21 protein-coding genes are annotated in these 23,904 nt (G+C 70.4%); 9 read left to right on the top strand and 12 right to left on the bottom strand.

The window, feature by feature from the left end:
• Positions 1-334: ABC transporter permease (locus AC1DP3_RS06615; protein WP_477292339.1), on the top strand; the 334-nt coding region annotated here is incomplete at its 5' end.
• Positions 334-1,083 carry an ABC transporter ATP-binding protein gene (locus AC1DP3_RS06610; protein WP_477292338.1) on the top strand — a complete coding sequence of 250 codons (750 nt, stop codon included), beginning with the start codon at positions 334-336 and terminating at the stop codon, positions 1,081-1,083. The genes AC1DP3_RS06615 and AC1DP3_RS06610, both read left to right, overlap by 1 nt.
• Here AC1DP3_RS06610 and AC1DP3_RS06605 read toward each other — a convergent pair.
• The 4 genes from AC1DP3_RS06605 to AC1DP3_RS06590 all read right to left on the bottom strand — a co-directional run bounded on the left by AC1DP3_RS06605 (position 1,068) and on the right by AC1DP3_RS06590 (position 6,768).
• A complete protein-coding gene (locus tag AC1DP3_RS06605; protein WP_477292337.1) occupies positions 1,068-2,051 on the bottom strand; it encodes a glycosyltransferase in 984 nt (327 codons plus the stop codon). The genes AC1DP3_RS06610 and AC1DP3_RS06605 overlap by 16 nt on opposite strands.
• Entirely contained in the window at positions 2,048-3,961 is a 1,914-nt protein-coding gene (locus AC1DP3_RS06600; RefSeq protein WP_477292336.1) for a glycosyltransferase, read from the bottom strand. Before AC1DP3_RS06600 ends, AC1DP3_RS06605 begins: the two co-directional genes overlap by 4 nt.
• Positions 3,962-4,048: 87 nt before the next feature.
• Positions 4,049-5,368 carry an O-antigen ligase family protein gene (locus tag AC1DP3_RS06595; protein ID WP_477292335.1) on the bottom strand — a complete coding sequence of 440 codons (1,320 nt, stop codon included), beginning with the start codon at positions 5,366-5,368 and terminating at the stop codon, positions 4,049-4,051.
• Complete coding sequence (locus AC1DP3_RS06590; RefSeq protein ID WP_477292334.1) at positions 5,365-6,768, bottom strand: O-antigen ligase family protein; 1,404 nt, start codon at positions 6,766-6,768, stop codon at positions 5,365-5,367. The genes AC1DP3_RS06595 and AC1DP3_RS06590 overlap by 4 nt, the downstream gene beginning before the upstream one ends.
• A gap of 75 nt (positions 6,769-6,843) precedes the next feature.
• Between AC1DP3_RS06590 and manA the strand changes: the two genes are divergently transcribed.
• From manA to AC1DP3_RS06570, 4 genes are all read left to right on the top strand, one after another.
• Positions 6,844-8,010 carry a mannose-6-phosphate isomerase, class I gene (manA, locus tag AC1DP3_RS06585; RefSeq protein WP_477292333.1) on the top strand — a complete coding sequence of 389 codons (1,167 nt, stop codon included), beginning with the start codon at positions 6,844-6,846 and terminating at the stop codon, positions 8,008-8,010.
• 215 nt (positions 8,011-8,225) lie between these two features.
• Entirely contained in the window at positions 8,226-8,552 is a 327-nt protein-coding gene (locus AC1DP3_RS06580; RefSeq protein ID WP_477292332.1) for a WhiB family transcriptional regulator, read from the top strand.
• 80 nt (positions 8,553-8,632) lie between these two features.
• Entirely contained in the window at positions 8,633-11,476 is a 2,844-nt protein-coding gene (locus AC1DP3_RS06575; RefSeq protein WP_477292331.1) for a glycosyltransferase, read from the top strand.
• Entirely contained in the window at positions 11,473-12,876 is a 1,404-nt protein-coding gene (locus AC1DP3_RS06570) for a DUF5719 family protein (protein ID WP_477292330.1), read from the top strand. Before AC1DP3_RS06575 ends, AC1DP3_RS06570 begins: the two co-directional genes overlap by 4 nt.
• Positions 12,877-12,891: 15 nt before the next feature.
• Here AC1DP3_RS06570 and AC1DP3_RS06565 read toward each other — a convergent pair whose 3' ends face one another.
• Positions 12,892-13,332: a metallopeptidase family protein gene (locus AC1DP3_RS06565; protein ID WP_477292329.1), complete on the bottom strand. Its 441-nt coding sequence runs from the start codon at positions 13,330-13,332 to the stop codon at positions 12,892-12,894.
• 60 nt (positions 13,333-13,392) lie between these two features.
• Between AC1DP3_RS06565 and AC1DP3_RS06560 the strand changes: the two genes are divergently transcribed.
• A complete protein-coding gene (locus AC1DP3_RS06560; protein ID WP_477292328.1) occupies positions 13,393-13,599 on the top strand; it encodes a DUF3499 family protein in 207 nt (68 codons plus the stop codon).
• 38 nt (positions 13,600-13,637) lie between these two features.
• On the top strand, positions 13,638-15,134 hold the full coding sequence (gene ahcY / locus AC1DP3_RS06555) for an adenosylhomocysteinase (protein WP_477292327.1): 1,497 nt from the start codon (positions 13,638-13,640) through the stop codon (positions 15,132-15,134).
• A gap of 96 nt (positions 15,135-15,230) precedes the next feature.
• Here the strand turns inward: ahcY and AC1DP3_RS06550 are convergent, their stop codons facing one another.
• Positions 15,231-16,079, bottom strand: coding sequence for an RDD family protein (locus AC1DP3_RS06550; RefSeq protein ID WP_477292326.1), 849 nt, complete (start codon positions 16,077-16,079; stop codon positions 15,231-15,233).
• A gap of 17 nt (positions 16,080-16,096) precedes the next feature.
• Here AC1DP3_RS06550 and AC1DP3_RS06545 point away from each other — a divergent pair, with 17 nt between their 5' ends.
• On the top strand, positions 16,097-17,092 hold the full coding sequence (locus AC1DP3_RS06545; protein WP_477292325.1) for a stage II sporulation protein M: 996 nt from the start codon (positions 16,097-16,099) through the stop codon (positions 17,090-17,092).
• A gap of 88 nt (positions 17,093-17,180) precedes the next feature.
• Here AC1DP3_RS06545 and AC1DP3_RS06540 read toward each other — a convergent pair whose 3' ends face one another.
• The 6 genes from AC1DP3_RS06540 to AC1DP3_RS06515 form a co-directional block, all read right to left on the bottom strand.
• Positions 17,181-17,981 carry an aquaporin gene (locus AC1DP3_RS06540; protein WP_477292324.1) on the bottom strand — a complete coding sequence of 267 codons (801 nt, stop codon included), beginning with the start codon at positions 17,979-17,981 and terminating at the stop codon, positions 17,181-17,183.
• A gap of 131 nt (positions 17,982-18,112) precedes the next feature.
• Positions 18,113-19,414: a DUF58 domain-containing protein gene (locus AC1DP3_RS06535; protein ID WP_477292323.1), complete on the bottom strand. Its 1,302-nt coding sequence runs from the start codon at positions 19,412-19,414 to the stop codon at positions 18,113-18,115.
• A 6-nt stretch (positions 19,415-19,420) separates the two neighbouring features.
• Positions 19,421-20,410, bottom strand: coding sequence for an AAA family ATPase (locus tag AC1DP3_RS06530; RefSeq protein ID WP_477292322.1), 990 nt, complete (start codon positions 20,408-20,410; stop codon positions 19,421-19,423).
• Positions 20,407-21,600, bottom strand: coding sequence for a DUF4350 domain-containing protein (locus AC1DP3_RS06525; protein ID WP_477292321.1), 1,194 nt, complete (start codon positions 21,598-21,600; stop codon positions 20,407-20,409). The genes AC1DP3_RS06530 and AC1DP3_RS06525 overlap by 4 nt, the downstream gene beginning before the upstream one ends.
• A complete protein-coding gene (locus AC1DP3_RS06520) occupies positions 21,597-22,274 on the bottom strand; it encodes a DUF4129 domain-containing protein (RefSeq protein ID WP_477292320.1) in 678 nt (225 codons plus the stop codon). Before AC1DP3_RS06520 ends, AC1DP3_RS06525 begins: the two co-directional genes overlap by 4 nt.
• On the bottom strand, positions 22,265-23,701 hold the full coding sequence (locus AC1DP3_RS06515) for a DUF7847 domain-containing protein (protein WP_477292319.1): 1,437 nt from the start codon (positions 23,699-23,701) through the stop codon (positions 22,265-22,267). Before AC1DP3_RS06515 ends, AC1DP3_RS06520 begins: the two co-directional genes overlap by 10 nt.
• Between the last annotated feature and the right edge of the window lie 203 nt (positions 23,702-23,904).

Genomic DNA, 23,904 nt, shown 5'->3' with positions numbered 1-23,904 from the left:
GCTCCAGACCGTCCTCCTCGTCGGGGTGGGCCTGCTCGTCGCCCCGCTGTGCGTGCTCTACACCGACCTGGAACGCACGACGCGGCTCATCCTCCGCGCGCTCTTCTATGCCTCGCCGGTGATTTACGGCGTCTCTGACCTGCCAGGGGCGTTCAAAGAACTCGTCGCTTTCAACCCGCTGTCAGGAATCTTCACCTTGTACCGCGCCGGCTTCTTCCCCGAGACGTGGGACACGTTCGTGGTCATCGTCGGCGCAATCATGAGCTTCGGCTTCCTGGCGCTCGGCATGTGGGTCTTCGGCCGGCTCGAGCGACCTGTTCTGAAGGAGCTGTAGTGGCCGCGGCATCCGCTCATGCGATCGAAGTCTCGGGACTGGGAGTCCGGTTCCGCCGCAATCGGCGAGGTCGGCGCAGCTTCAAGGACCTCTTTGCGGGCTCGAAGCGTCGCGCGCGGCCGGGGGAATTCTGGGCACTGCGCGACGTGTCGTTCACAGTGACTCCGGGGGAGTCGATTGGCGTCGTGGGCCGAAACGGCCAGGGGAAGTCGACGCTGCTGAAGCTCGTCGCCGGCGTACTGCTCTGGGATGAAGGAACCATCGACATCAATGGCGGTGTCGCGCCGCTCATCGAGATCACCGGCGGGTTCGTTGGAGATCTCACGGTCCGCGAGAACGTCCGGCTGACGGCGGGTCTGCACGGGATGTCGCGCGCGGAAGTGTCGCGGCGCTTCGACGACATCATCGCTTTCGCCGAGATCGGCGACTTCGTGGACACCCCCTACAAGCACCTCTCGAACGGCATGAAGGTGCGACTCGCCTTCTCGGTGGTCTCACTGCTCGACGAACCGATCCTCCTCGTCGACGAAGTGCTCGCGGTGGGCGACAAGGCGTTCCGGGAGAAGTGCTACAAGCGCATCGACGAACTGCTCGCCGAAGGGCGCACGCTCTTCTTCGTGAGCCACAACGAACGCGACCTGCGACGCTTCTGCAAGCGCGGGCTCTACCTCGACAAGGGCCGGCTCGTCATGGATGCGCCGATCGAGGAAGTCCTCGACAAGTACAACGCGGACTACGTCGTCGGCTGACCCTCCGCCGGGGCGAGAGGCGGCATCGGCGACCAGCTCCGGTCGCGCCCGATCTTCCGCCCATCGCGCAAGCCTCGGAACAGGTTCGACGTCCCGCGAACCTTGCGCTCGACCAGCAGCAGCCGGATGAGCTCCTTGGCGAAGGTCAGCGCTGTGCCGGCACCGAAGAGCACCGGGCGATATACCCCGAGCGACCGGTAGTACTGCTTGATGAGGGCCCGGTTGCGCATGATGTAGTAGCGGTAGGCGTCGCTCGAGGCGTTCATGTGGCGGATGCCCATGTCCCACTGCTTGATCTCGCGTGTGCGGCGCAGCACGAACTCGTCCACGATGACCGATGTGGTCTTCCGCGAAGCGAGCCAGCCGTACAGCTGGTCGTCCCAGTAGATGAAGAAGCGCGGGTCGGGCAGGCCGATCTCCGTGACGATGTCGCGGTGGATGAACATGCCCTCGAAGCATCCGGAGTTCATCTCCTTGTAGCCCGACGCGTCGAACCCGGACGGAGCGAAGGGGATCGGGATGCCGAGAGGCTCCGCCACGCGGTACTGCCAGTAGAACTCGCTGCCGTCGTAGTCGTAGCGGCGACCCTGGATGCTCTTGAAGCGAGGCGCCCACTTGCCCATCTTGGCGAGCCCATCAGGGAGGACCTCGACGTCGTCGTCCATCAGCCACATCCAGGTCGAGCCCAGCTCGTACGCGACGCGCATTCCTTCGCTGAAGCCGCCTGAGCCGCCTGTGTTGGTCTCGAGGCGGCGGTAGACGAGCTTCGTGCCGATCCGGTCGCGGAAGGACTCGACGACCTCAGTGGTGTCGTCCACTGACGCATTGTCGACGATGACGACATGGCCCGGCTTCGGGTCCATGACGACGATTGACTCGAGCAGACGGGTGAGGAGGCCTGAGCGGTTGTAGGTGACCACCGCGATCGTCGCCGAGGCCGGGTCGAAGGGCGTGACGTTGCCCGTCATCGTGTCGCGTCCTCGAACGTGGACCGCCATGCCGCCACAGACGTGAGTTCGTCCCCGGCCGCGCGGTACCGCGCGGCCAGTCGCGGCCACTCACGCCGGAGTCGGCGGTGCAGACGAACGCTATCGAGCAGCATCGAACGGTACAGGCGCCGATCGCGGCTGTACACGTTCTTGCCGGACCCGTCGGCGGAGTTGACCAGAGCGCTGTCGTACATCGGGAGTCGCCACCAATGGGCATCCCCCTTGCCGAACTCCACCTCGGGCTGCCGCAGGTTCTCGGGGCGGGGCTTGTGCAGCCAGTGGGCCGTCAGCGTGGTTGCGGTGAACCAGCGCAGGCGCAGGCCCGCCGGGTTGTCGAATTCGTTGCGACGAGTCCTCTTGAACACGATACGACCGCGACGGGATCGCATCGGCACCCCGCTGTCACGGTGCACCACGGTCTCGGGGAACTCCTTCGCGATGGCGCGTGCGCGGGGCATGGCGGTCGCGAGGTTGGCGCGCATGTGGGCAGGTCCTGAGAGAACGTCCCGCAGGGCCTGGTGGCGCAGTGCCACCGGGTAGTACTGCATCATCATCAGGTGCTTCAGATCGACGCGACGACTGTGGCGTATGAGGGTGCCCCCGCGGTCGACCTCGGAGTGGAGCAACCCGGCCACGATGCGGTTCCGGGCGTGGAAGTACGCCTGCCAGTCGATGGAGTCATCCTTGCCGACCCAGGACACATGCCAGAGGGCCACCCCCGGCATGGACACTGTGGGGTATCCGGCTCCGCGTGCTCGCAGGCAGAACTCGGCGTCATCCCACTTGATGAACGCAGGGAGGGGAAGCCCGATCTCGCGGATGATCGAGAGCGGGATCAGGCACATCCACCAGCCGTTGTAGTCAGCGTCGAGCCGCTGATGGAGCAGCGGCGACTGTCGAAGGTTGGCCACGCTGAAGTCGTGCGGAAGCTTCTCCTGGTAGAGAGCGCGCCACATGAACGGCACCTCATCGACGACCTCTGCCCAGGCATGCAGCTTCGGCCGGTCGAGGAGATCGAACATGTGGGCGCCGACGATGGTCGGGACCGAGGCGTACCGGCCGACGACGACCGAGCGTCGGATCGACTCCGGCTCGATGCGCACATCGTCGTCGAGGAGCTGAACGAAGTCGCTCTCAGGCCGTGAGAGCGTCTCGCTCATGGCGCGCGCGAATCCGCCGGAGCCGCCGAGGTTGGGCTGCGTGATGACCTGAAGTGTGTCGCCCAGTCGCGTGGCGACGTCTGCGTACTCGGGCTGGCCGTCCACGCGGCGGTCCCCCTGGTCGATGAGGAAGATCCTGTCCACGACGTCCAGGACTTCCGGAGAGTCTGCGAGGTTCGTCAATGTCCAGATGCAGTAGTCCGGCTTGTTGAACGTGGTGATCCCGATCGAGGCTTTGCCTTCGCGAACCGGGGCCTGCTCGGTCGTCCACTCGGCGCCTTCGAAGGTCACCGTCTTCTCATCGGCGACGATGTCGAACCAGATGAAGCCGCCGTCGCTGTACTGGTCGAGCACGAGGTCGATGGTGGTCTCCGACGTGCCATCCACTTCGCGGGTCTCGAGGCGCTGGCGGACACCCGAACCGTTCGACCGATACACCAGCACGGTCGCAGGGCCGTTGGTTCTAATGGTGAGCGCGACGTTCCTCACGGCCGTCCAGTGCTGCCAGTACGAGGCAGGAAAGGCATTGAAGTACGTGCCGAAGGAGACGCGTCTGCCGGCCACGATCCGCGCGGAGTTGCGCGACAGGATGTTGCCGAGTTGCGCCCTGTTGGAGACGCGCACCGGCTCTTCGTCGATGACAGACCACGTCTCGGGATCGACGTAGAGGGGGAGCAGGTCAGGGTCGCGATCAAGCGGGAAGACGACGTTCTGAAGGACGTGAGTCACAGGGTTGATCTCCGAGAAGTTTGGCGGGCGCCGAGACGTCGGGCCGACGAGAAGCCTACCGTGCCGTCCCTGGCGGGCCCCTGGCAGTCAGGCGGTGGGYCGCTGGTCGGGGACGTGCGGGAGCTCGGGATCGACTCCGGGCGCATCCATCCGCTCGCGCCACGACCGCGACTGGCCGGCGCGGACCGCAGCCAGCACGAGCAGCATCCAGCCGAATCCCCACAGTGTGAAGCTCTCGAACACGGAGTCGACCAGGAGGGTGACGAGGATGAGCGGCGTCCAGGCGTAGATGATCGAACGGCGCTCGCTCGCGACCAGCCAGGAGCGGACGAACGCCACGCCGGCGAGCGCGACGAAGAAGAGCAGGCCGATCCAGCCGAGCTGGAGCAGCACGTCGAAGTAGGCGTTGAGGGCAGACCCGTGGCCCCTTCCCGCCAGGAAGTTGATGGAGATGAAGGGGACTTCGCTCGGCGCCCAGGTGCCGATCCAGCCCCACCCCTGGACGGGATGCATCCGCACGAAGTTCAGCAGCGTCTCCCACAGGTTCGCACGCGTGGAGAAGTCGCTGCCCGCTCCCAGGAAGGCGATGATGGGATGCCTCGCCAGATAGGCCGCGATGATGCCGACCAGGAGGAGGGAGGCAAGCGTCCATTGCAGCGCGGTGCGCCCCGACGGTGACGTGCGCCGGACCAGCGTGAGCGCCGCCGTGGCGACGCCGACCGCAGCCGCGAGCACCAGGACGGTGGGGGAGTCGGAGAGGACCGCGAGCGAGCCGCCGAGCACCACGGAGTAGAGCGAGACGCCCGTGCGCACGGACTGGGTGCGGTACTCCACCACGAAGGTGACGACGGCCAGGATCGCGGCGAAGCCGAGCAGGTTGCGCGTGCCGAAGATGCCCTGGACCGGACCGAGCTGCGCGATGTTGCCCTGGATGCCGAGGAAGCGAAGGGGCGTGTCGAGGAGGATGCCGGAGAGCACTTCCAGCGCGAGCGACGCCGAGAGCAGCACGCGCATGACATCGGCGAGGGCGCGCACGGTCTGCAGCGTGTCGCGGACGTGGCCGATGGTGACCGCCAGCAGGGCGATCGCGGTCAGCGAGACGACTCCCGACAGGGAGCGGCTCTGGTCGGTGCTCCAGAAGATGCTCAGCACCGCCCAGCCGACGAAGGCGATCAGCGTGGTGGGCACGAGGCGCAGGAACGAGATCTCGCGACGGCGGGCGACCAGCATCCCGATCGCGATGACGCACAGGCCCGCGACGATGGTCACGTACGTGACGCGGCTCGTGAGTCTCTCGATCGCGACGCCGGCGAAGACAGCGCCGAAGACCGTGAGGGTGAACGCCCGCGCGAACGCGGCCGACGCCAGCACCCCCGGTAGTCCCCGCGTGGGGGAGGGGTCGGTCACGTCGCCTGCTTGGTGAGCTCCCCGCGTTCGATCGCGAGGGTCTGCTCGGCGGGTCCGACCCCGATGTGGGGCGCCTGCTTGATCTTGAAGCTGAGCATGACGACGAACATCCAGCCCCAGAGGAGGAGCGGACTGGACTCGGAGAAGCTCTGCACGAGCAGGATCGCGCCGACCAGTGAGGGAAGGAGCGACATCGGCGAGTAGGGGCGGTCGGCGCCGAGGTCCCACCGGGGCCGGTCGACCGCGAAGAACCACGCCCGCCAGACGAAGGCGAGGTAGGTGAGCCCGATGAGGAGGACGCCGATGATGCCGAGCTGCAGATAGACGTCGACCCACACGCTGTGCGCCTGCACGACCGTCACGCCGTGGTCGATGATCCAGCCGTTGAACGCCGGGTCGCTCGGCACCCAGGGCGTGGAGTAGCCCCAGCCGGTCCACGGGCGCTGGTTGGCCTTCTCGAGCACGACCTCCCAGATCTGCTCGCGTCCGGTGAGGTCGGAATCGCGTCCGACGACGCCGAAGATCAGGTCGCGCAGAGCGAAGACGAGGGCGGCGCCGCCGAGGCCGACGACCGCATACCCGATGTAGTAGGGCGTCCGCTGGCCCGGCTTCTTTGCCCGGCGCATGAGGAGGATCGTGGCGAGCACGATCGCTACGGCGCCGGCGGCGACGTAGGTCGTGGCTGATCCTGCGCGGAGGAGCAGGTAGGCCGAGACGCCGATCCACACGTAGAGCAGCACACGGCGAGGGGCTCCGAGCGCGATCCGGATGCCGAACACGATGATCGCGAGCAGGCACAGGGGTCCGAGGAGGTTCGCGTTGCCGACGATCCCCTGGATGCGGCCGCCCTCGAGCAGATTGCTGCGCGACCAGTACTCGATGGGGTCGACCCCGCCCTCGGGCGTCGGCTGGAAACCGGGCATCACCGCGTGCCCCACGACGACCGACACCCACAGCTCGAAGACGATCGACAGGGCGATGACCCATTTGAGGCCGGACGCGATGGCCCGCACGAGCTCGCGCCACGTCAGGACGCTGCCGATGAACAGGGCCTGCAGCGTCGTGATGCCGAGGAGAAGGAGGGTCAGCGCCGTCGACTGCGGCCAGGCAGACCAGAAGATGGAGAGCGCAGCCCAGAGGACGTACGAGAGCGCGAACTCGGGAAGCCGCCGCCACTGCACGGGAGGGCGGATGAGGAACCACAGCAGGAGGGACACCGCCCCGCTGCTGATCGCGATCACAGCGGCGCCCGCGTTGGTGAACGCGTGGATGAGGGCGGTTCCGGCGAGCGCCTGGAACAGGACGAAGATGCACCACGCCCGCATGAGCAGGTGCCGCGTGGTCTCGCGAACGGGTGCTGTCGGCGGTGCCGACGCGGGATGCTTCGAGTGGGCCGCCATCGTGTCATCAGGGTACCGTGAGGCGCCCCCGCCACCACGATGGGGCGGCCCCGTCAGCATGAATAGGCTGGTGCCGTGCTGCTGCCTCTCGTGAATGAGCCCCGTGACTACGCGTGGGGGTCCACAACCCTCATCGCCGAGCTGGAGGGGCGTGCGCCGAGCGGCCGTCCCGAGGCCGAGGTCTGGTACGGCGACCACCCCGCGGACCCCTCTGTCGTGCCCGACGGGCGGGGGCTGGGGGAGTGGCTGGCGGATGAGGGCCCGGCGACCGGCGCGCCGGCCCGTCTGCCTTACCTGCTGAAGGTGCTGGCCGCGGCATCCCCCTTGTCGATCCAGGCCCATCCCTCCAAGAAGCAGGCCGAGCAGGGCTTCGCCCGCGAGGAGGCGGCAGGCATCCCGCGCGATGCCGCGGGGCGGACCTACCGCGACGACAACCACAAGCCCGAGCTCATCGTGGCAGTGAGCGAGACCTTCACCGCGCTCGCCGGTCTCCGTGACCTCGGCGCCACTCGCCGGCTGCTGGGGGATCTCGGACCTGCTTCGACGCCGCTCCTGGGGCATCTGGAGGGACCGGATGCCGCAGCCGCCCTCCGCGACACGATCGCGTGGCTGCTCTCCGGCACCGCACAGGCCGAGGTGGACGCGATCACCGCAGCCGCTGCATCCGGCGAGAGCGAGGAGTTCTCGGCCGAGCTGGCGCTCTCGCGACACCTGAACGACGCGTACCCGGGAGACCCGGGGGTCGTGGTCGCGCTCCTCATGAATCTCGTCGTGCTGCAGCGCGGCCAGGCCGTGTTCGTGCCGGCCGGTGTCCTCCATGCCTACATCGCGGGACTGGGCGTCGAGCTGATGGCAGCCAGCGACAATGTCCTGCGCGGGGGCCTCACTCCCAAGCACATCGACGTGGGCGAGCTGCTCTCCGTGCTCGAGACCACCCCCGGACCCCCGCCCGTGCTGACCCCCGCGCAGCTCGGCGGCGGGCTGGAACGGTTCGCAGCGGACGGCATCCCGGATTTCGCTCTCCTGCGCACCTCGATCGCCGGTGAGACCGAGATCGCGCTCGAGGGCGTCGCGATCGCGCTCGTCACGACCGGCGAGGTCGATGTGGAGGGTGCCGCCTCGAGCACCCACGCCCGGCTGATTCCCGGCTGTGCCGTGCTGGTGACCCCGGACGAGGGCAGGATCCGGGCACGCGGGGCGGGAGAGCTCTTCATCGCCACGCCGGGGCTGCCCGTGGCCTGACGGGCGGCCAGATGGCCTCAGCCCCGACCGGGCAGTTCCGCGTCCAATGGCGGTTCAGGTCAGGCGTTATCCCGGCGTGACACGCCGACGGCGCGTCGCAAACCCTCAAGGAGCGGGTGAGGCTTTAGAGTTCGCGACTTGACCATGGCGAATTACACGGGTGTAATTGCTCCTAAGCGCGGACAGCGTGGGGGGACAAGAGGGTGGAGAACGAAATGGCGGGGTCACAGTACCGTTCCGGCGTTCCCGACAATTGGTTCGTCGATCCGGTCCAGCTGGGTGTCCCGGGGGTGCGTCGGCCCGTCGAAGCGGGCGACGACAATCCGCTGGCATGGCAGACCGACGCACTGTGCTCGCAGACCGATCCCGAGGCCTTCTTCCCGGAGAAGGGCGGCTCGACTCGTGATGCGAAGCGGGTCTGCATCTCGTGCGATGTGCGCGACGAGTGCCTCGAGTACGCGCTGCACAACGACGAGCGCTTCGGCATCTGGGGCGGGCTCAGCGAGCGCGAGCGTCGCAAGCTCAAGCGGCGCGCCAGCTGACCGCGACGTCATCGGCGATCTGCGGCGCGCGGCGCGTGCGGACGCGATGGTGGATGCGTCGAGCCTAGGCTGACCAGGTCATGCCCGGCCGAGTTCACGCGATCCTCGTCGTGCGCCCCGATGGGCGCACTCCCGCCGCGTTCCATCTGCGCCGGACGCTGGCGGCCCTCGCGGCGCAGACCAGGCCTGTCGACCAGCTCACGATCGTGGTCTGCGGCGAGGACGAGATCGTCGCCGAGGTGACGGCATCCGCTCCCGCCGAATCGGTCATCACCGCACCGGCCCGCACCCGCTTCGCCGAGGCGACAGCCATCGCCAGTCGTCGCATCGCCGGCGACGCCGTCTGGCTCCTCGCGCAGGACACTGCACCGGAACCGGATGCCCTGGCCAAGCTCTCAGGGGCTCTCGAGCTCGCACCCTCGGTCGCCTTCGTGGCTCCCAAGCTGGTGCGGTCGGATGACCGCTCCGCCATCGTGTCGCTGGGTGTCAGCGTGACGCAGGTCGGACGCGCCGTGGGCCTCGCCGACGGCGAGCTGGACCAAGGGCAGCACGACGTCCGCGAAGACGTGCTGGGATCGGACGTCCGCGGAATCCTCGTGCGCGCAGATTCCTGGCGAGAGCTCGGCGGGCTGGACCGCGGACTGCGAGGGGCAGACGAAGGGCTCGATCTCGCCATCCGGGCGAGGCTGGCGGGCGCGCGTGTGGTCCTGGTGCCGACGGCGCTCGTGGGGGTGTCGGGGGACGGCGTCGGGGGCCCGGGAACGGGCGGCACCGCCGGCCGTCGAGCGGCCCTCGCCATCGCGTCCCGCACCGCGCAGCTGCATCGACGTCTGGCGTACGCGCACCCGATCGCCCTCCCGTTCCTGTGGCTCTCGATCCTCCCCCTGGCCGTGTGGCGCACCCTCGTGCTGCTCGTGGGCAAACAGCCCGGACTCATCGCGCCCGAGTGGGCGGCCGCCGCGCTCGCCGCCGTGCGCTTCGGAGCTATCGCTCGATCGCGATCGCGCATCCGCCGCACCCGCACCGTCTCGTGGGCGCAGCTCGCGCCGCTGCGCGTGACCCAGGCGCAGCTTCGCGAGCGCCTCGACGACGACCCCGAGCATCTGGGAGAAGTGCGCCGTTCCGAGCTGCGCTTCTTCACCGGCGGCGGGGCCTGGCTCGTGCTGGCCGCCCTCGTGGTCGGCGTCATCGCCTTTCCCGCGCTCCTGGCCTGGAACGTACTGGGCGGCGGCGCGCTGCAGCCCCTTCGCTCGATCGTCTCGCAGCTGTGGGGCGACACCCTCTACGGTGCGCGCGCTCTCGGCGTCGGCACCGAGGGCCCGGCGGACCCGTTCGCCGCCGTCATCGCCGTCGTCGGATCGGCGTGGCCGCTCGAGCCGTCGCGGGCACTCGTCCTGGTGTGGATTCTCGCCCTGCCGCTCGGGGCCGTCGGAGGCTGGTTCGCGGCGACACGGGTGACAGAGCGCTCCTTCCTGCGGATCGCCGGAGGCGCCGTCTGGGCGCTCGCACCGACCTTCCTCGCCGCCCTCGTGCAGGGCCGGCCGACGGCGGTGCTCGCGCACCTGCTGCTGCCGTGGCTGTTCTACGCCGGGTCGGTGGCGCATCGGTCCTGGGTCGCGGCGGGAGCGGCATCCGTCCTCTTCGCGGCCGTCGTCGCCTGCGCCCCGGCCCTCGCACCGGCGCTGCTCGTGCTGTGGATCGTCGCCCTCGGCGTCACGCTCGCCCGCCGGGCCGGTCGTGGGGTAGCGCAGCTCGTGTGGGTCGTGATCCCCGCGGCGGCCCTCGCCGCGCCCCTTGTCTGGCATCAGCTGCGGGCGCGGAACGTGTGGGCGCTCGTCGCCGACCCCGGCGCGCCGTGGTCCGGTCCTCAGGTGGCGGCGGACAGCGCCGGCCGTGCGCTCCTCGCAGCCGGCTTCCCGACGGCCGATCCCGGCGGCTGGCAGGCGTTCCTCGGCCCCGACGCACCGACGTGGTGGGTGCCGCTGCTTGCGGCTCCGCTCGCCGTCCTCGCACTGCTTGCAGCGGTGACCCAGCGCTGGGCTGCGGGGGTCGTCCTCCTCGTCGTGGCGGCCTGCGGGATCGCCACCGCGTTCGCCTCGGCGGGGATCGCCGTCGCCTTCGCGGAATCCGAGACGGTGGCCGTCTGGCCCGGTACGGGCGTGAGCCTCGCGTGGCTCGGGGCCCTCGGAGGGGCGCTCGTCGCCCTCGATTCGGGGCTGGCGCCGCGGCTCGCGGTCGTCCGCACGCTCGCAGCCGTCGCCGTCGTCGGTGTGATCGCTGTGATCGCGGTGCCCGCGCTCACGGCATCCGCTCGCGGCGCGACATTCCTCACGAATGGTCCCGACAGCACCCTGCCCGCCTACGTGGCGGCGGAAGGGCGCGACGACGCGGACGTCGGAACGCTCGTCCTCACCCCGCAGAACGCGGGCGGCGTCGCGGCCGACGTCGTCTGGGGTGGCAGCGAGACCCTCGGCGGGCAGGCGACCATGGTGTCGACCGAGACCCGCGTGACGGAGGCCGACCGACGGCTCGCCGATCTCTCCGCGGACCTCGTGACGGGGTCGGCGGGTGATCCCGTGGCCGAGGTGGCAGCCGACGGCGTCGGATTCGTCCTCCTCGCTCCTGCGGCCGCGCCCGAGTCCGATGCGGCACGCACCTTCCGCCTCTCGGCGCAGACCGCCCTCGACCAGCGCGACGGCCTCGATGCGGTGGGCGACACGCCGAAGGGCACGCTGTGGCGCGTCACCGTGCCCCTTGCCGCCCGGGCCACGGCATCCGATCCCGGTCTGACGCGAGGCATCGCGATCGGGCAGCTGATCGCCTTCGGAGTGGCGCTCCTGCTCGCCGTTCCCACGGTCTCGGCGCGCCGAGCGGCTCAGCGCACCCCGCGCGTCGTGGGGCCGTACTGGAGGGAAGGACGATGAGCGACCGCCGCCCCTTCCGCTGGGCCACGACCGGAGCCCGGATGCTGGCGGGCACGCTCGTCGCGACGGGCTTCGTGGTCGCCGTGGTCACGGGCGTGGCACTCCCGTGGCCCACGCTGACGCACCAGCCGGTCGAGGTCACGGCCACACCTGCTCCCGGTGCGACGGTGCTCGCCTGCTCCGGATCGCTCCTCGCCCTCGGCCGCGACGCCGCCGCCGCGCAGACCGTGTCGGTCGCGGCGGCACAGTCCGTCACCTCGGGCGTGCGCGACGGCGCCCCGCCGCTCGCCGAGACTCCGCTCCAGCCCGCGGTTCCGGACTCCCTGGTGTCTTCGCTGCGCGCGGAACCCGATGGTCGCACGAGAACGGATGCCGCGGCCACGGGGTCCTCGACGGTCTCGGCCGAAGACCTCAACGGCTATGCCGCGTCGGCGTGCCGCCCGCCGCTCATGGAGTCGTGGGTCGTCGGCGGGGCGACGACGACCGGTTCTTCCGACATCCTCCTCATCGCCAATCCCAGCGACGTCGCCGCCACGGTGGAGCTCGCCGTCTTCGGCACGGCTGGACCCTCGGTGCCGCCCGGGGGCAAGCTCGTCGTGGCGCCGCAGACCCAGCGGGCGATCCCGCTCTCCGGACTCGCGCTCGGCGAGGCGAGTCCGGTCATCCGGGTGTCGGCGATCGGCGCTCCGGTGAGCGCCGCACTGCAGGCCGGCATCACACGCACCCTCCTGCCCGGGGGCGTGGATCTCGTGGGGGCGATCCAGGCGCCCGAGCAGTCGCTCGCGATCCCGGGCGTCTCAGTGGTCGATGCCGATGGACCGGCGATCGAGGCGGCGACGTTCATCCGGCTGCTGTCGCCGTCGGCCGACACCACGGCGTCGATCACGCTGCTGCCGACCGGCGCTTCGCCGGAGGGCGTCGAGCCCCTGACGGTGGCACTGACGGCGGGCCTGCCGCTCGACCTCGACCTCGGCGGCCTTCCTCCCGGTGAGTACACGGCGCTCGTGGGAGCGGAGGCGCCGCTCGTCGGCGCCGTCTGGCAGACCACGGGGTTCGCGGAGGGAGCTGACTTCGCCTGGTATACGCCGGCTCCCGCGCTCGCGGTGCCGAGCCTCTTCGCGACGCCGGCAGGTCCTTCCCCCGCCCTCGTGGTGGTGAACCCCACCGACGGGGACGCGGAGGTGGCGGTGGATGCCGTCGATGGCTCGAGCTCGACCTCGGTCACGATCCCGGCGGGGCGCTCGGCGCGCTTCAGCCTTCGACCCCAGACCGTGTACTCGCTCGACGCCGGGGAAACCGCGGTGCGGGCGGGAGTGTCGCTGAGCGGTGCCGGGGCCCTCGCCGGCTTCCCCGTGTGGTCGGCCGACACGGCCGCCGAGCCGGTCGTCGTCTATCCCTGAGGCGCCTGGGAGCGGCTAGAAGTACCTGAAGCGCTCGGGACCGAGGTCCCACGGGTCGCGGTCCATGTACTCTGCGGCGGCGCGGAACACCGAGCCTTCGATCATCATGCGCCGGTGGAGGTCGTCGTTGCGGTGCAAGTGGCTCAGCCGCTCGATCGGCAGGCGGTAGAGGATGATCCGCTTCTCGTCGGAGAGCACGTGCCAGCGGGGGATGCCGTCCTCGTCCGTCGCCGCGGGCATGTCGGCGATCTCGAAGCTGACGTCCCGCAGCTCCTCCCACGCCGAGCGCAGGAACTCCGCCGCGGTGCCCACGGCCAGGTCGAACCGCTCGACGCGGGTGTCGAGGGGAGGGAGCGGCGGCCGCACCACGGGGCTCCTGCCTTCGCGCCCGTGCCGGCCATGCCTCGCGGGGCGCCGGGCGCGCCGGGCCGCATCCTTCGCTCTGCGCCACGCCATGCAGTCATCCTAGGCGCGGCATCCCGCTCCCGGCCGGTCGCCGGAGATAGGGTCGGGGCGATGCGCGACAGACTCTGCTCCAAAGTGGGATGCGCCCGCGAGGCCGTGTCGACCCTCACGTACGACTACGGCGACCAGATGGCAGCGGTCGGTCCGCTGGGGGGCGGCGACGACCCCCATGCCCACGACCTCTGTGCGATCCACACCGATCGGCTCTCCGTGCCGAAGGGCTGGGTCATCGTGCGGCACGAGACGCTGCGCGTCTGACTCATACTCTCGGCATCCCGTCATGGGACAATGGACGGATGCCGACTTCCACGCCTGTCGCCGCCCGCGCGCTCTCCGGATCAGACGAAGCGCGACCACTCGAATTCGATGTCGCCGACCTGTCGCTCGCCGAGGCGGGCAGGCACCAGATCCGTCTCGCCGAGAACGAGATGCCGGGGCTCATGGCCCTGCGAGAGGAATTCGGCGCGACGCAGCCGCTCGCCGGCGCCCGCATCGCGGGGTCGCTCCACATGACGGTGCAGACTGCCGTGCTCATCGAGACGCTGGTGGCTCTCGGCGCGCAGGTGCGCTGGGCGAGCTGCAACATCTTCTCGACCCAGGACGAGGCCGCTGCGGCGATCGCGGTCGGCCCGACGGGCACGGTGGACGCCCCCGCCGGCATCCCGGTCTTCGCCTGGAAGGGCGAGACGCTCGCGGAGTACTGGCGCTGCACCGACCGCATCTTCGACTGGTCGGCCGAAGGCTTCGACGGACCCAACCTCATCCTCGATGACGGCGGCGACGCCACGCTCCTCGTGCACAAGGGCGTGGAGTTCGAGAAGTCCGGGGAGGTCCCCGCAGCCGAGAGTGCGACCTCGGAAGAGCACGGCATCATCCTCGAGGCGCTCCGTGCCAGCATCGCGAGCGACCCCCAGCGCTTCACCCGCATCGCCGCGGACCTCATCGGCGTGACCGAGGAGACCACCACCGGCGTCCACCGGCTCTACGAGCTCGCAGCCTCAGGTGACCTGCTCTTCCCGGCGATCAACGTCAACGACTCCGTGACGAAGTCGAAGTTCGACAACACCTACGGCATCCGCCACTCACTGCCCGACGGTCTGAACCGCGCGACCGACGTGCTCATCGGCGGCAAGGTCGCCTTCGTCGTCGGCTACGGAGATGTCGGCAAGGGCTCGGCTGAGGCGCTCCGCGGCCAGGGCGCTCGAGTGATCGTCGGCGAGATCGACCCGATCTGCGCTCTGCAGGCCGCGATGGACGGCTTCCAGGTCGCTCGCCTCGAATCGGTGATCGACCAGGTCGACATCCTGATCACCGGCACCGGCAACACCCGTGTCGTCACGCCCGAGCACCTCCTCGCCCTGAAGCACCTCGCAATCGTGGGCAACGTCGGTCACTTCGACGACGAGATCGACATGGCAGGGCTCGCCGCCATACCGGGCGTCGTCAAGGTCGAGATCAAGCCGCAGGTGCACGAATGGCGTCTGCCGAACGGCCGCAGCGTCCTGGTCCTGAGCGAGGGACGCCTGATGAACCTCGGCAATGCCACCGGGCATCCGTCGTTCGTGATGAGCGCGTCGTTCTCCAACCAGGTCCTCGCCCAGCTCGAGCTCTTCACGAAGCGCGAAGAGTATCCCGTCGGCGTCTACACGCTGCCGAAGACGCTCGACGAGAAGGTCGCACGGCTGCACCTCGCCGCGCTCGGCGTCGAGCTCACCGAGCTCACTGCCGAGCAGTCGGCCTACCTCGGCGTGCCCGTGGAGGGCCCGTACAAGCTGGACCACTACCGCTACTGACGGCGGCATCTGCAGAACTCCGTCCATCCGGGCGATCGCCCGCCCGGCCCGGACTGATCGGGCTTGCGCGCGGCAGGATCGACGGAGTTCTGCAGGTCAGCGCTGCGGAAAGCCCCGCGGCGCGTCGGTCGTGCCCGACGTGAGGGACGCGACGCGCTGAGTCTCCAGCCCCAGGGCATGCAGCTCGCGATCGCGCCGCACCGCCGCGATCCCGCGCAGGAAGGTCTCGGGGTCGACGGGCGGCACCGGCGAGACGAATGATCGAGCCTCTGCGGCGAGGGATGCCGCGATGCGTGCACGCGCCGAGGGCTGGAGGCTGTCGGCGTGCGAGACGAACTGCGCGGTGCGGCGGCTCAGCCGATCCGGCAGCCGGGCGACGTCGGCGACGCCGGCCCATCCGAGCAGGGCCGGGGGCACACCGGGGGCCGAGGGCGGCAGTGCGGGAGTGCGCGTGCGCTCCGCGTAAGTGCCGGCCATCAGGTCGCCGAGCCGCTGCGAACGGGGCGTGAAGGCCCCGACGATCGCCGCAACGGCGCCCGCAGTGAACCAGATCTCGAAGACGCCGACGAGGGCCCGGATGAAGGCCTGGCGGAAGCCCGCTGATCCGCCGTCCACTCGCACGACCCGCCCTCCCGTGACGAGCCGGCCGAGACTGCGACCCCGGGAGGCCGTCTCGACGACGGTGGGCAGCACCACGGTCACCAGCACGAGCGCAGAGACCGCGAGGATCGGGAAGACCGCCGAATCGAGCACGTTGGAGCCGATCAGCCACGACGAGACGAGCCCGAAGACGATGAGGAGCAGGATGCCGACGACCACGTCGATGAAGCATCCGAGGGCCCTGAGGAAGTAGCCGATCGGCTGCACGTCGAGGGCGACGGCCTCGCCGGTGAGGATCTCGTCCTGCATGACGTCCACGACGATCGGGGCGGGCGCCTGGGGCATGGGTACAGTAAACACCCATGGACCTGGACGCACTCTCGGCCGCCCGCAGAGGAGAGTGGATGCGCCTCGACGAGCTGAGCCGCATGCGCTCGCTGTCGGGCGCCGAGGTGGACGAGCTCGTCACGCGGTACCGCGCGGCGTCGGCCGACCTCGCCGACATCAAGACCTCCGCGGGCCGGACGCCGCACGGCGACCACGTGTCGACGATGCTCGCCCGCGCCCGGCTGCGGCTCACCGGAGGGCCGGAGAACGTGCTGCGGCAGATTCCGCGGTTCTTCGTGCTGCAGCTGCCGGCGGCGCTCTACCGGGTGCGATGGACGACGCTCGTGATCGCCGTCGCATTCCTGATCGTGGCCGGGACCGTCGCGTTCTGGGTGTCGGGGGACCCGGCCCTGATCGCGACGCTGGGCAGCGATGCCCAGCTGTCGTACTACGCCGAGAATGCGTTCACGGGCTACTACAGCGAGAACCCGGCGGCCGTCTTCGCAGGAACGGTCTGGACCAACAACGCGTGGATCGCGGCGCAGTGCGTGCTGTTCGGCATCACGGGCATCTGGCCGATCATGGCCGTCGTCCAGAACGCCGTCGGCGTCGGCACAGCGGCCGCCGTCATGATCGCCTACGGCCGCGGCGACGTCTTCCTCCTCTTCATCCTCCCGCACGGACAGCTCGAGCTCACGAGCATCTTCGTCGCGGCGGCGGCCGGTCTCCACATCTTCTGGGCGTGGGTGGCGCCAGGGCGACGCTCCCGCGGCGAGGCGCTCGCCTCGGCGGGGCGGTCGCTCGCCACCATCGCGATCGGGCTCATCCTCGCGCTCGGTCTCTCAGGCCTCGTCGAAGGCTTCGTGACGGCCCAGCCCTGGCCGTGGCCGGTGAAGATCGGCATCGGCACGGCGGCCCTCGCCGTCTTCCTGGTGTACATGCTCGTCGTCGGGCGCCGGGCGCACCGGCTGGGCGAGACCGGCGACCTCACCGAGTTCGAGGCGGGCACGCCCACGCTCGTCGCCGGCTGAGTCATTCCGGCCCTGCCGGGATTCCTGCCGGCGCAAAGGAAGGGGCTCGGGCGCCGCAGCGCCCGAGCCCCTTCCAACTGCTGGAGTGTCAGGCCTTCTTCGTGCCGTCGAAGAGGGCGCGGTAGGCGTAACCCGCGATGAGGGCGCCGAGGATCGGGAAGACGATGAAGACCCACAGCTGCGCGAGGGCCTCACCGCCGCCGTAGACCGCCGTGGCGATCGAGCGAGCCGGGTTCACCGACGTGTTGTCGATCGGGATCGTCGCGAGGTGGATGAGCGTCAGCGTGAGGCCGATGACGAGGCCGGCGAAGGCCGGGTTGCCGCGCGTCGAGTGGGTGACGCCGAGGATCACGATGACGAAGAGGGCCGTGAAGAGCGTCTCGACCACGATCGCTCCGCCGATGCCGAAGCCGCCGGGCGACAGGTTGCCCCATCCGTTGCTCGCGAAGCCGCCGTCCTGCTTCGAGCTGAGCCACCCGTCGGGGCCGGAGAACCCGATGAGCACGATGACCGTCGTCGCGATCAGACCGCCGATGATCTGCACGACGATGTAGCCGAGGACGTTCCGCCACGGGAATCGGCCCGCGGCGGCCAGGCCCAGGGTGACCGCGGGGTTGAAGTGGCCGCCCGAGATGGGGCCGAAGGCATACGCGCCGGCGACGACGGTGAGGCCGACCGCGAGCGAGACGCCCAGGAACCCGACGCCGAGCGAGGTGCCGTTCTCCGCCACGCCGAAGTCGGATGCGAACAGAGCCGTGCTGATGACGCCGAGCACGAGCAGGAAGGTGCCGAAGCCCTCAGCCGCCAGCACCGCGGCCGACGACGGCGCGGTGGGCGTGTGCTCCAGCGGGGTGGGCTTGACGGGCTTGTCAGGACGTGGATCACTCATCGCCTGGAGTCTCCTTCACATGCGAGACGGCGGGATTGCCGCCCACGGAAGAGCCTAGGACATCATCAGCAGACTCTCAGGAAACCGCGCCGATCGCAGTTGCATGCGCGCAATCCGCCGTCATCTGCCGCTCAGAGGCGGCCGGCCGCCTTCAACGCGAGGTACCGATCCGCGATGCGCGGCGGGAGGGCTTCGGGCGTGTCCGCGATCGCCTCGCCTCCCGCCCGGCCGATGGCCGCCGCGACCGCCGCCGCATCCCGCTCGGTGCGCGCGGCCGCCGCCTCGCGGTAGACGTCGGCTGCGTCGGGACGAGCTTCGGGTGGAGGGGGGGAATCGGTCACCGTTCCCACCAGGACGTGGGTGCGCCGGGCGAGAGCGGGCAGTGAGCCGAGGAATCCACGGGCGGCGTCGGGGGCGTCCTGTGCGGTCAGAAGGACGACGAGCGACGGCCGGGAGGTCAGAGCGCGCACCTGTGCGAAGGCGGCATCCCAATCCGTGTCGATCAGCTGCGGCTCGACGGGCGCCATCGCATCGACGAGAGCGGGCAGCAGCGCGGGCCCGTCGACACGCGTCACCCGGGCGCGCATCACCCGGTCGAACATGATGAGGTGCGTGTGGTCGCCGGCGCGCGCGGCGAGCGCCGCCAGCAGGAGAGCCGCCTCCATCGCCGCGTCCAGACGCACGCCGTCGCCTACGCGTGCCGCCGCGGTGCGGCCCGTGTCGATCACGATGACCACGTGGCGGTCCCGCTCCGGTCGCCACGTCCTCAGCATCGTCGCAGTGGACCGTGCGGTCGCCCGCCAGTCGATCGACCGGACATCGTCGCCTCTGACGTACTCCCGGAGGCTGTCGAACTCAGTGCCCTGGCCGCGCATCTGCACGCTCGTCGATCCGTCCAGCTCGCGTAGACGGGCGAGGCGGGACGGCAGGTGCCGGCGCGCGGTGAAGGGCGGCAGGACCCGCACTGCTCCGGGGGCGTCGAGCCGCGACTGGCGGCCGGCGAGACGGAGCGGTCCGTCCGACCGGACCACGACGAACTGCGACCGCAGCTCGCCGCGGCGGCGCGGCAGGAGAGGCACGGCGAGCCGCCGAGACTCCCCGCTCGGCACATCGAGCGGGAGCCGTTCGAAGGGCGCCCCTGCCGTCGGCTGCCACGCGTCGCGCAGGCGTCCTCGCACTCGGCGTGTGCCGGAGTTGTAGAGCCGCAGCTCCGTCTCGACGCGCTCGCCGAGAAGGGCGCGGCGGGGGAGGTCCCGATTGATGCGAAGGGCGCGTGGTGAGGGTGCGACCGCCGCATCGATCCCCGCGGCGATGGCGCACAGCGCGATCCATGCCCCGGCTGCCGCCCACGCGTCCACTCCGCCCAGCGAGACAAGCACGACGGGCACCGCGCCGAGGCCGACGAGGAGGGGGAGGCGACCGGTGACGTACATCGGCGCCTAGATGGGCACGCGGGTCTGCTGCACGACCGAGCCGAGCACGGCATCGACCGACACGCCCTCGAGCTCTGCGTCGGCGCGCAGCCGGATGCGATGGCGCCAGGTCGGCACGAGCATCGTCTGCACGTGGTCGGGGGTGATGGCCGGGTACCCGCCGAGCCATGCCCACGCCTTGCTGGCCGCGAGGAGCGCGGTCGAGGCGCGGGGGCTCACGCCGAGCTGCACCGAGGGGCTGCGCCGTGTGGCCTGGGCGAGGTCCACGACGTAGCCGAGGACGTCGTCGGCGACGGTGACGGATGCCGCGGCCCGCTGCGCCGCCCGGATCTCATCCGCCGAGACCACTGGGGACAATCCGGCGGCGGTGAGGTCGCGCGGGTCGAACCCGCCCGCGTGACGACGCAGCACCGCGAGCTCCGCCTCCCTCGGCGGGACGTCGACGATGAGCTTCAGCAGGAACCGGTCGAGCTGAGCCTCGGGCAGCGTGTAGGTGCCCTCGTGCTCGATGGGGTTCTGCGTCGCCGCGACGAGGAACGGTGCGGGCAGGGGCCGGGTCACGCCGTCCGTCGAGACCTGGCGCTCCTCCATCGCCTCGAGCAGCGCCGACTGCGTCTTCGGCGGTGTGCGGTTGATCTCGTCGGCGAGCACCACATTGGTGAACACGGGGCCCTCGCGGAACTCGAACTCGCCGGACTTCGCGTCGTACACGAGTGATCCCGAGACATCACCCGGCATGAGGTCGGGCGTGAACTGGATGCGCTTCGTGTCGAGCCCGAGCGCCGTCGAGAACGACCGCACCAGCAGCGTCTTGGCGACTCCCGGCACGCCCTCCAGCAGCACATGGCCGCGCGAGAGCAGTGCGATGAGCAGTCCCGTGACAGTGCCGTCCTGCCCAACCACGGCCTTTCCCACCTCGAGCCGGACGCGGTTCATGGCATCCCTCAGCTGGTCGGCCGTCGGGGGCGCCGCGGAGTGCGGAGTGGCGTCGGTCATGGAGCGTTCCTTTCCGGGCGGACGGCCTGACGGACCGCCTCCTCGAGGTGGCGGAGCCGGTCGCGCAGCGCGACCAGGTCGGCATCGTTCGCGGGCAGTTCATCCATCAGGATGCCGCGCACGGTCCGCCGGTCCCAGCCGAGGCGGTCGGCCGAGGCGTCGGCGATCTCACCCGCGCTCGCCGTCGGCCCGAGGCCGAGCCTGCGCGAAAGACGCCCGAGTGCAGAGATCCGCAGCTGATCGATGGCGTGGACGGCATCGCGCGAGCGCGCGTAGAGCCGCGCACGGCCCTCCGTGGTCTCGGACGCGCGCACGGTGACAGGAAGCCGCTCGGGTACGAGCGGGCCGAACCGCCGCCCGCGCCACACGCCGGCGACGATTCCCGCCACGAGCAGCAGGACGATGACGGGACTCACCCACGGCGGGGTCAGCTCGCCGAGCGTCGGGTCGCCCGTCAGGTCGGTGTCGCCGGCGCCGGGGACGTACCAGACGACGAGGGGATGCCGCCCCATCAGGTTGACGCCGAGCGCGGCGTTGCCATCCTCGGCCAGCGATTCGTTGGCGAAGAGCGCGCGACCGTCGACCGCGCTGACACGCCGCCCGGAATTCTCGGCGACGAGCAGACCGTAGGCGTCGGCAGACGGATAGCACGCCTGTATGTCGGAGCCCGGCTGGTACACGGCGCCGGGTGCGACGGCACCCGACCTGTCGGCCTCGGGAAGCTCGCACGCGGGTTCGACGGGCTCGTCCGCAGCGAAGCCGGCGGGGCTCGATCCGGGAAGGAAGAGGCGCAGCGTGCGCGCGCGAGGTTCGATGAGCACGACGTCGTCGAAGTCGTCCGAGACGGCGCGGACGGCCGCATCCGAGAGCGCCGGCATGTCGGGAAGGACGAGCGTCGACGAGGGGACCAGCGCGTCGCGCACCGCGGCGCGATCGCGCGCCACGACCACCTCCACCCCGTGCTCGCGGAGGATCTCGGCGAGCGCCCTGGTTCCGTGGGGACCCGCCGACTCGGGGTCGAGCGCATCCCGCTGCGCCCACTGCGAGAGTCCCGCGAGGACGACCCCGATTCCCCCGACGAGGACGAGCACGACGGCGATCGCGATCCATCCCCCGACCCGGCGTCGGCGAGAGGATTCCCGGGACGGCATGACTTCGGATGCCGCCTCGGCGACGCTCTGCGCGGTCACGCGGTCGCCTCGCTCGAGACGAGCGGTCGCGCCGACGCGACCGCCTCATCCACCTCGGCGACCCGACCGTAGAGCTCGGCGGTGCCGGGCCGGCGCAGATAGCGGACGTCGTCGAATGCGCCCGCGGCATCCTCCAGGGACGCGGCCTGGCCGGGGAAGGCGCGCGCAGCGCGTCGCGCGAAGCCGTGGACGGTCGTGCCCGGCGGAGTGTCCACCACACCGCGTTCGGTGAGGGCCCGCGCGAGGGCCCGGAAGCGGAGCACGATGGCGGCATCCCACTCGCCCTGCCGGGCGTGCGACTCCGCCGCGGCGCGCAGGGCCGACGCCGGTCGCTCCTCCGCCTCGCCGAAGAGCTCCGCCACCGCCGTGCGCGAGCGACGGGTCGCGCGGGGCAGACCCCACACGAGGAAGGCCGCGACGATCAGCCCGATGACGACGATGGCGGCGACGATGGTGAACGTGGAGCCCCACGGGCCCTCGAGCTCTGTCGAGAAGAGGCGCTCGAAGAACTGGCCGATCGCCTGCGAAACGCGGTCGAACAGCGTTGGCTGGGCCTCGGCGTAGACCGGCTTCGACAGCTCCCGCTCAGCCCACTGGCGGGCTTCCTCGCCGTCGGGGGTCAGCGGCGGCACCGCGTCGGCGAGCACCGGATGGACGAGGGCTCTCAGGCCCACGGCGAATCGCGGTCCGGAGCATTTGCGGAATCGCCGGGCGCCGCCCAGGTGGTGGCGCTCTGCTCCGGCGAGCCGTCCTGGGGTGTGGGGTCTGCGACGGGCCGTTCGGAATCGGCGGGCGGCGCAGAGGCGCGGTATGCCTCAGGAGAGGGGGCGGCGGTCGTCGGGGTGGCCGGAGGGTAAGCCGGGGGCGGCGCGGGCTGCCCGTAAACCTGCGGGTACCCCGCTTGCGGGTACCCCGCCTGCGGGTACCCGGTCCGACCCGGATAGCCCTGGGCGTATGCACCGGGATAGGCGCCTGGCTGCCCCGGGTAGACGCCCGGCTGGCCATAGGCGTATCCGGCAGGCGCATACGCGCTCGGCGGGTACTGCGGCCCACGGGGCGCCATCTCACGCCCGATGTGCTCGAGATAGGGGTTCGAGAGGGCGGTGGCACCGGCATCCCGCCGCTCGACATAGGTCAGGAGGTCGAGGTCGAGCCCTTCGTGACGCATGCGGCAGTCGATGTAGACGAGAGCCGCTGCCGTCGACTGCACAACGAGCGCGACCGACTGGATCAGCAGGACGACGGCCTGAGTCAGCAGCGCGGAGGCGAGAAGCGTGATGATCGCCGTCGCATTCGGGTCGCCGGTCGGCGCGATGACGGTGGTCAGCCCGGTCGAGAGGAACGAGAAGGGCAGGCTGATCACCTGCGCGATGCCGCTGAAGATGAGGTTGAGCAGAACCACGATCCCGAGCGTCGACCAGAAGCGCCGGCGCGTGAGGCGCCAGGACCGCCCGATCGCGATGCCGATCGGCGCGCGCTCGAGGATGATCGCGGCCGGCACGATGAAGAGCTTCGTGGAGAGCCACAGCACGATGGGGACCAGCGCGAGGACGACCACCAGTCCCACGCCGACGGCCGCGGGCGGCGCGACGGTGCCCAGACCGAAGAGCGCGACGCCGACGACGGCGAACGCGACGACCATGACCGCGATGAGCAGCAGGGCATAGCCGACGAGCCGCCATGCGACGGGCTTCAGCTCCTGCCAGAGCGCACGGAGCGAGAGCTTCTCTGCGACCGCGGCGTGCGAGACCTCGGTGACGACGACGCCCTGGACGATGACGCTGAGCGCCATCGCCGCGAAGCCGAGGACGATGCCGGCGACCGCGGTGATGGCGATCGAACCCGCCATGATGGCGTTGAACTCGTCGGATCCCTGCTGGACGGTGTCGAGCCGCGAGAAGGACGCCCATGCGATGCCGCCGAGCGCGACCAGGACGACGACGTAGGCAATGGTCTGCACACACAGGGCGAAGCCGAGCAGCACGCGCGGGTTCTGACGCAGCGCGGCGAACGAGCGGCCCAGGATGGTCCCGAACGTCAGCGGATGCAGCGGGATGATTCCCGGGCGGGATGCCGGCGTCCAGACCGGATAGGCGGTCACAGCTCCTCCTCGTGCCCTGCTCGCGCCCCACGGCAGGTGTCGGGCAGATCCCTATCGTGTCATATGGTCCGCGGCGTTCGGCGGCTCCCCAGGTGTCATCGACGCCCTCCCCAGGCAGGGTCGGCTAGTGTGTCGACAGTGTGCGCCATGGCGAAGCGGCGGGCAACGACCGCTGGGCTCTGAGGCTGGACGATAAGGACGAA

The organism is Microbacterium sp. P5_B6, assembly GCF_056400345.1.
Note: the sequence above shows the minus strand (reverse complement) of the source record. Positions and strands in the feature narration are given on the sequence as shown.

Coding starts and splice junctions, on each gene's coding strand:
- AC1DP3_RS06535 (WP_477292323.1), bottom strand. CDS start 19,414: ATGTACGTCACCGGTCGCCTCCCCCTCCTCGTCGGCCTCGGCGCGGTG.
- AC1DP3_RS06565 (WP_477292329.1), bottom strand. CDS start 13,332: ATGGCGTGGCGCAGAGCGAAGGATGCGGCCCGGCGCGCCCGGCGCCCC.
- AC1DP3_RS06545 (WP_477292325.1), top strand. CDS start 16,097: ATGGACCTGGACGCACTCTCGGCCGCCCGCAGAGGAGAGTGGATGCGC.
- ahcY (WP_477292327.1), top strand. CDS start 13,638: ATGCCGACTTCCACGCCTGTCGCCGCCCGCGCGCTCTCCGGATCAGAC.
- AC1DP3_RS06590 (WP_477292334.1), bottom strand. CDS start 6,768: ATGGCGGCCCACTCGAAGCATCCCGCGTCGGCACCGCCGACAGCACCC.
- AC1DP3_RS06550 (WP_477292326.1), bottom strand. CDS start 16,079: ATGCCCCAGGCGCCCGCCCCGATCGTCGTGGACGTCATGCAGGACGAG.
- AC1DP3_RS06570 (WP_477292330.1), top strand. CDS start 11,473: ATGAGCGACCGCCGCCCCTTCCGCTGGGCCACGACCGGAGCCCGGATG.
- AC1DP3_RS06575 (WP_477292331.1), top strand. CDS start 8,633: ATGCCCGGCCGAGTTCACGCGATCCTCGTCGTGCGCCCCGATGGGCGC.
- AC1DP3_RS06580 (WP_477292332.1), top strand. CDS start 8,226: ATGGCGGGGTCACAGTACCGTTCCGGCGTTCCCGACAATTGGTTCGTC.
- AC1DP3_RS06605 (WP_477292337.1), bottom strand. CDS start 2,051: ATGACGGGCAACGTCACGCCCTTCGACCCGGCCTCGGCGACGATCGCG.
- AC1DP3_RS06530 (WP_477292322.1), bottom strand. CDS start 20,410: ATGACCGACGCCACTCCGCACTCCGCGGCGCCCCCGACGGCCGACCAG.
- AC1DP3_RS06540 (WP_477292324.1), bottom strand. CDS start 17,981: ATGAGTGATCCACGTCCTGACAAGCCCGTCAAGCCCACCCCGCTGGAG.
- AC1DP3_RS06560 (WP_477292328.1), top strand. CDS start 13,393: ATGCGCGACAGACTCTGCTCCAAAGTGGGATGCGCCCGCGAGGCCGTG.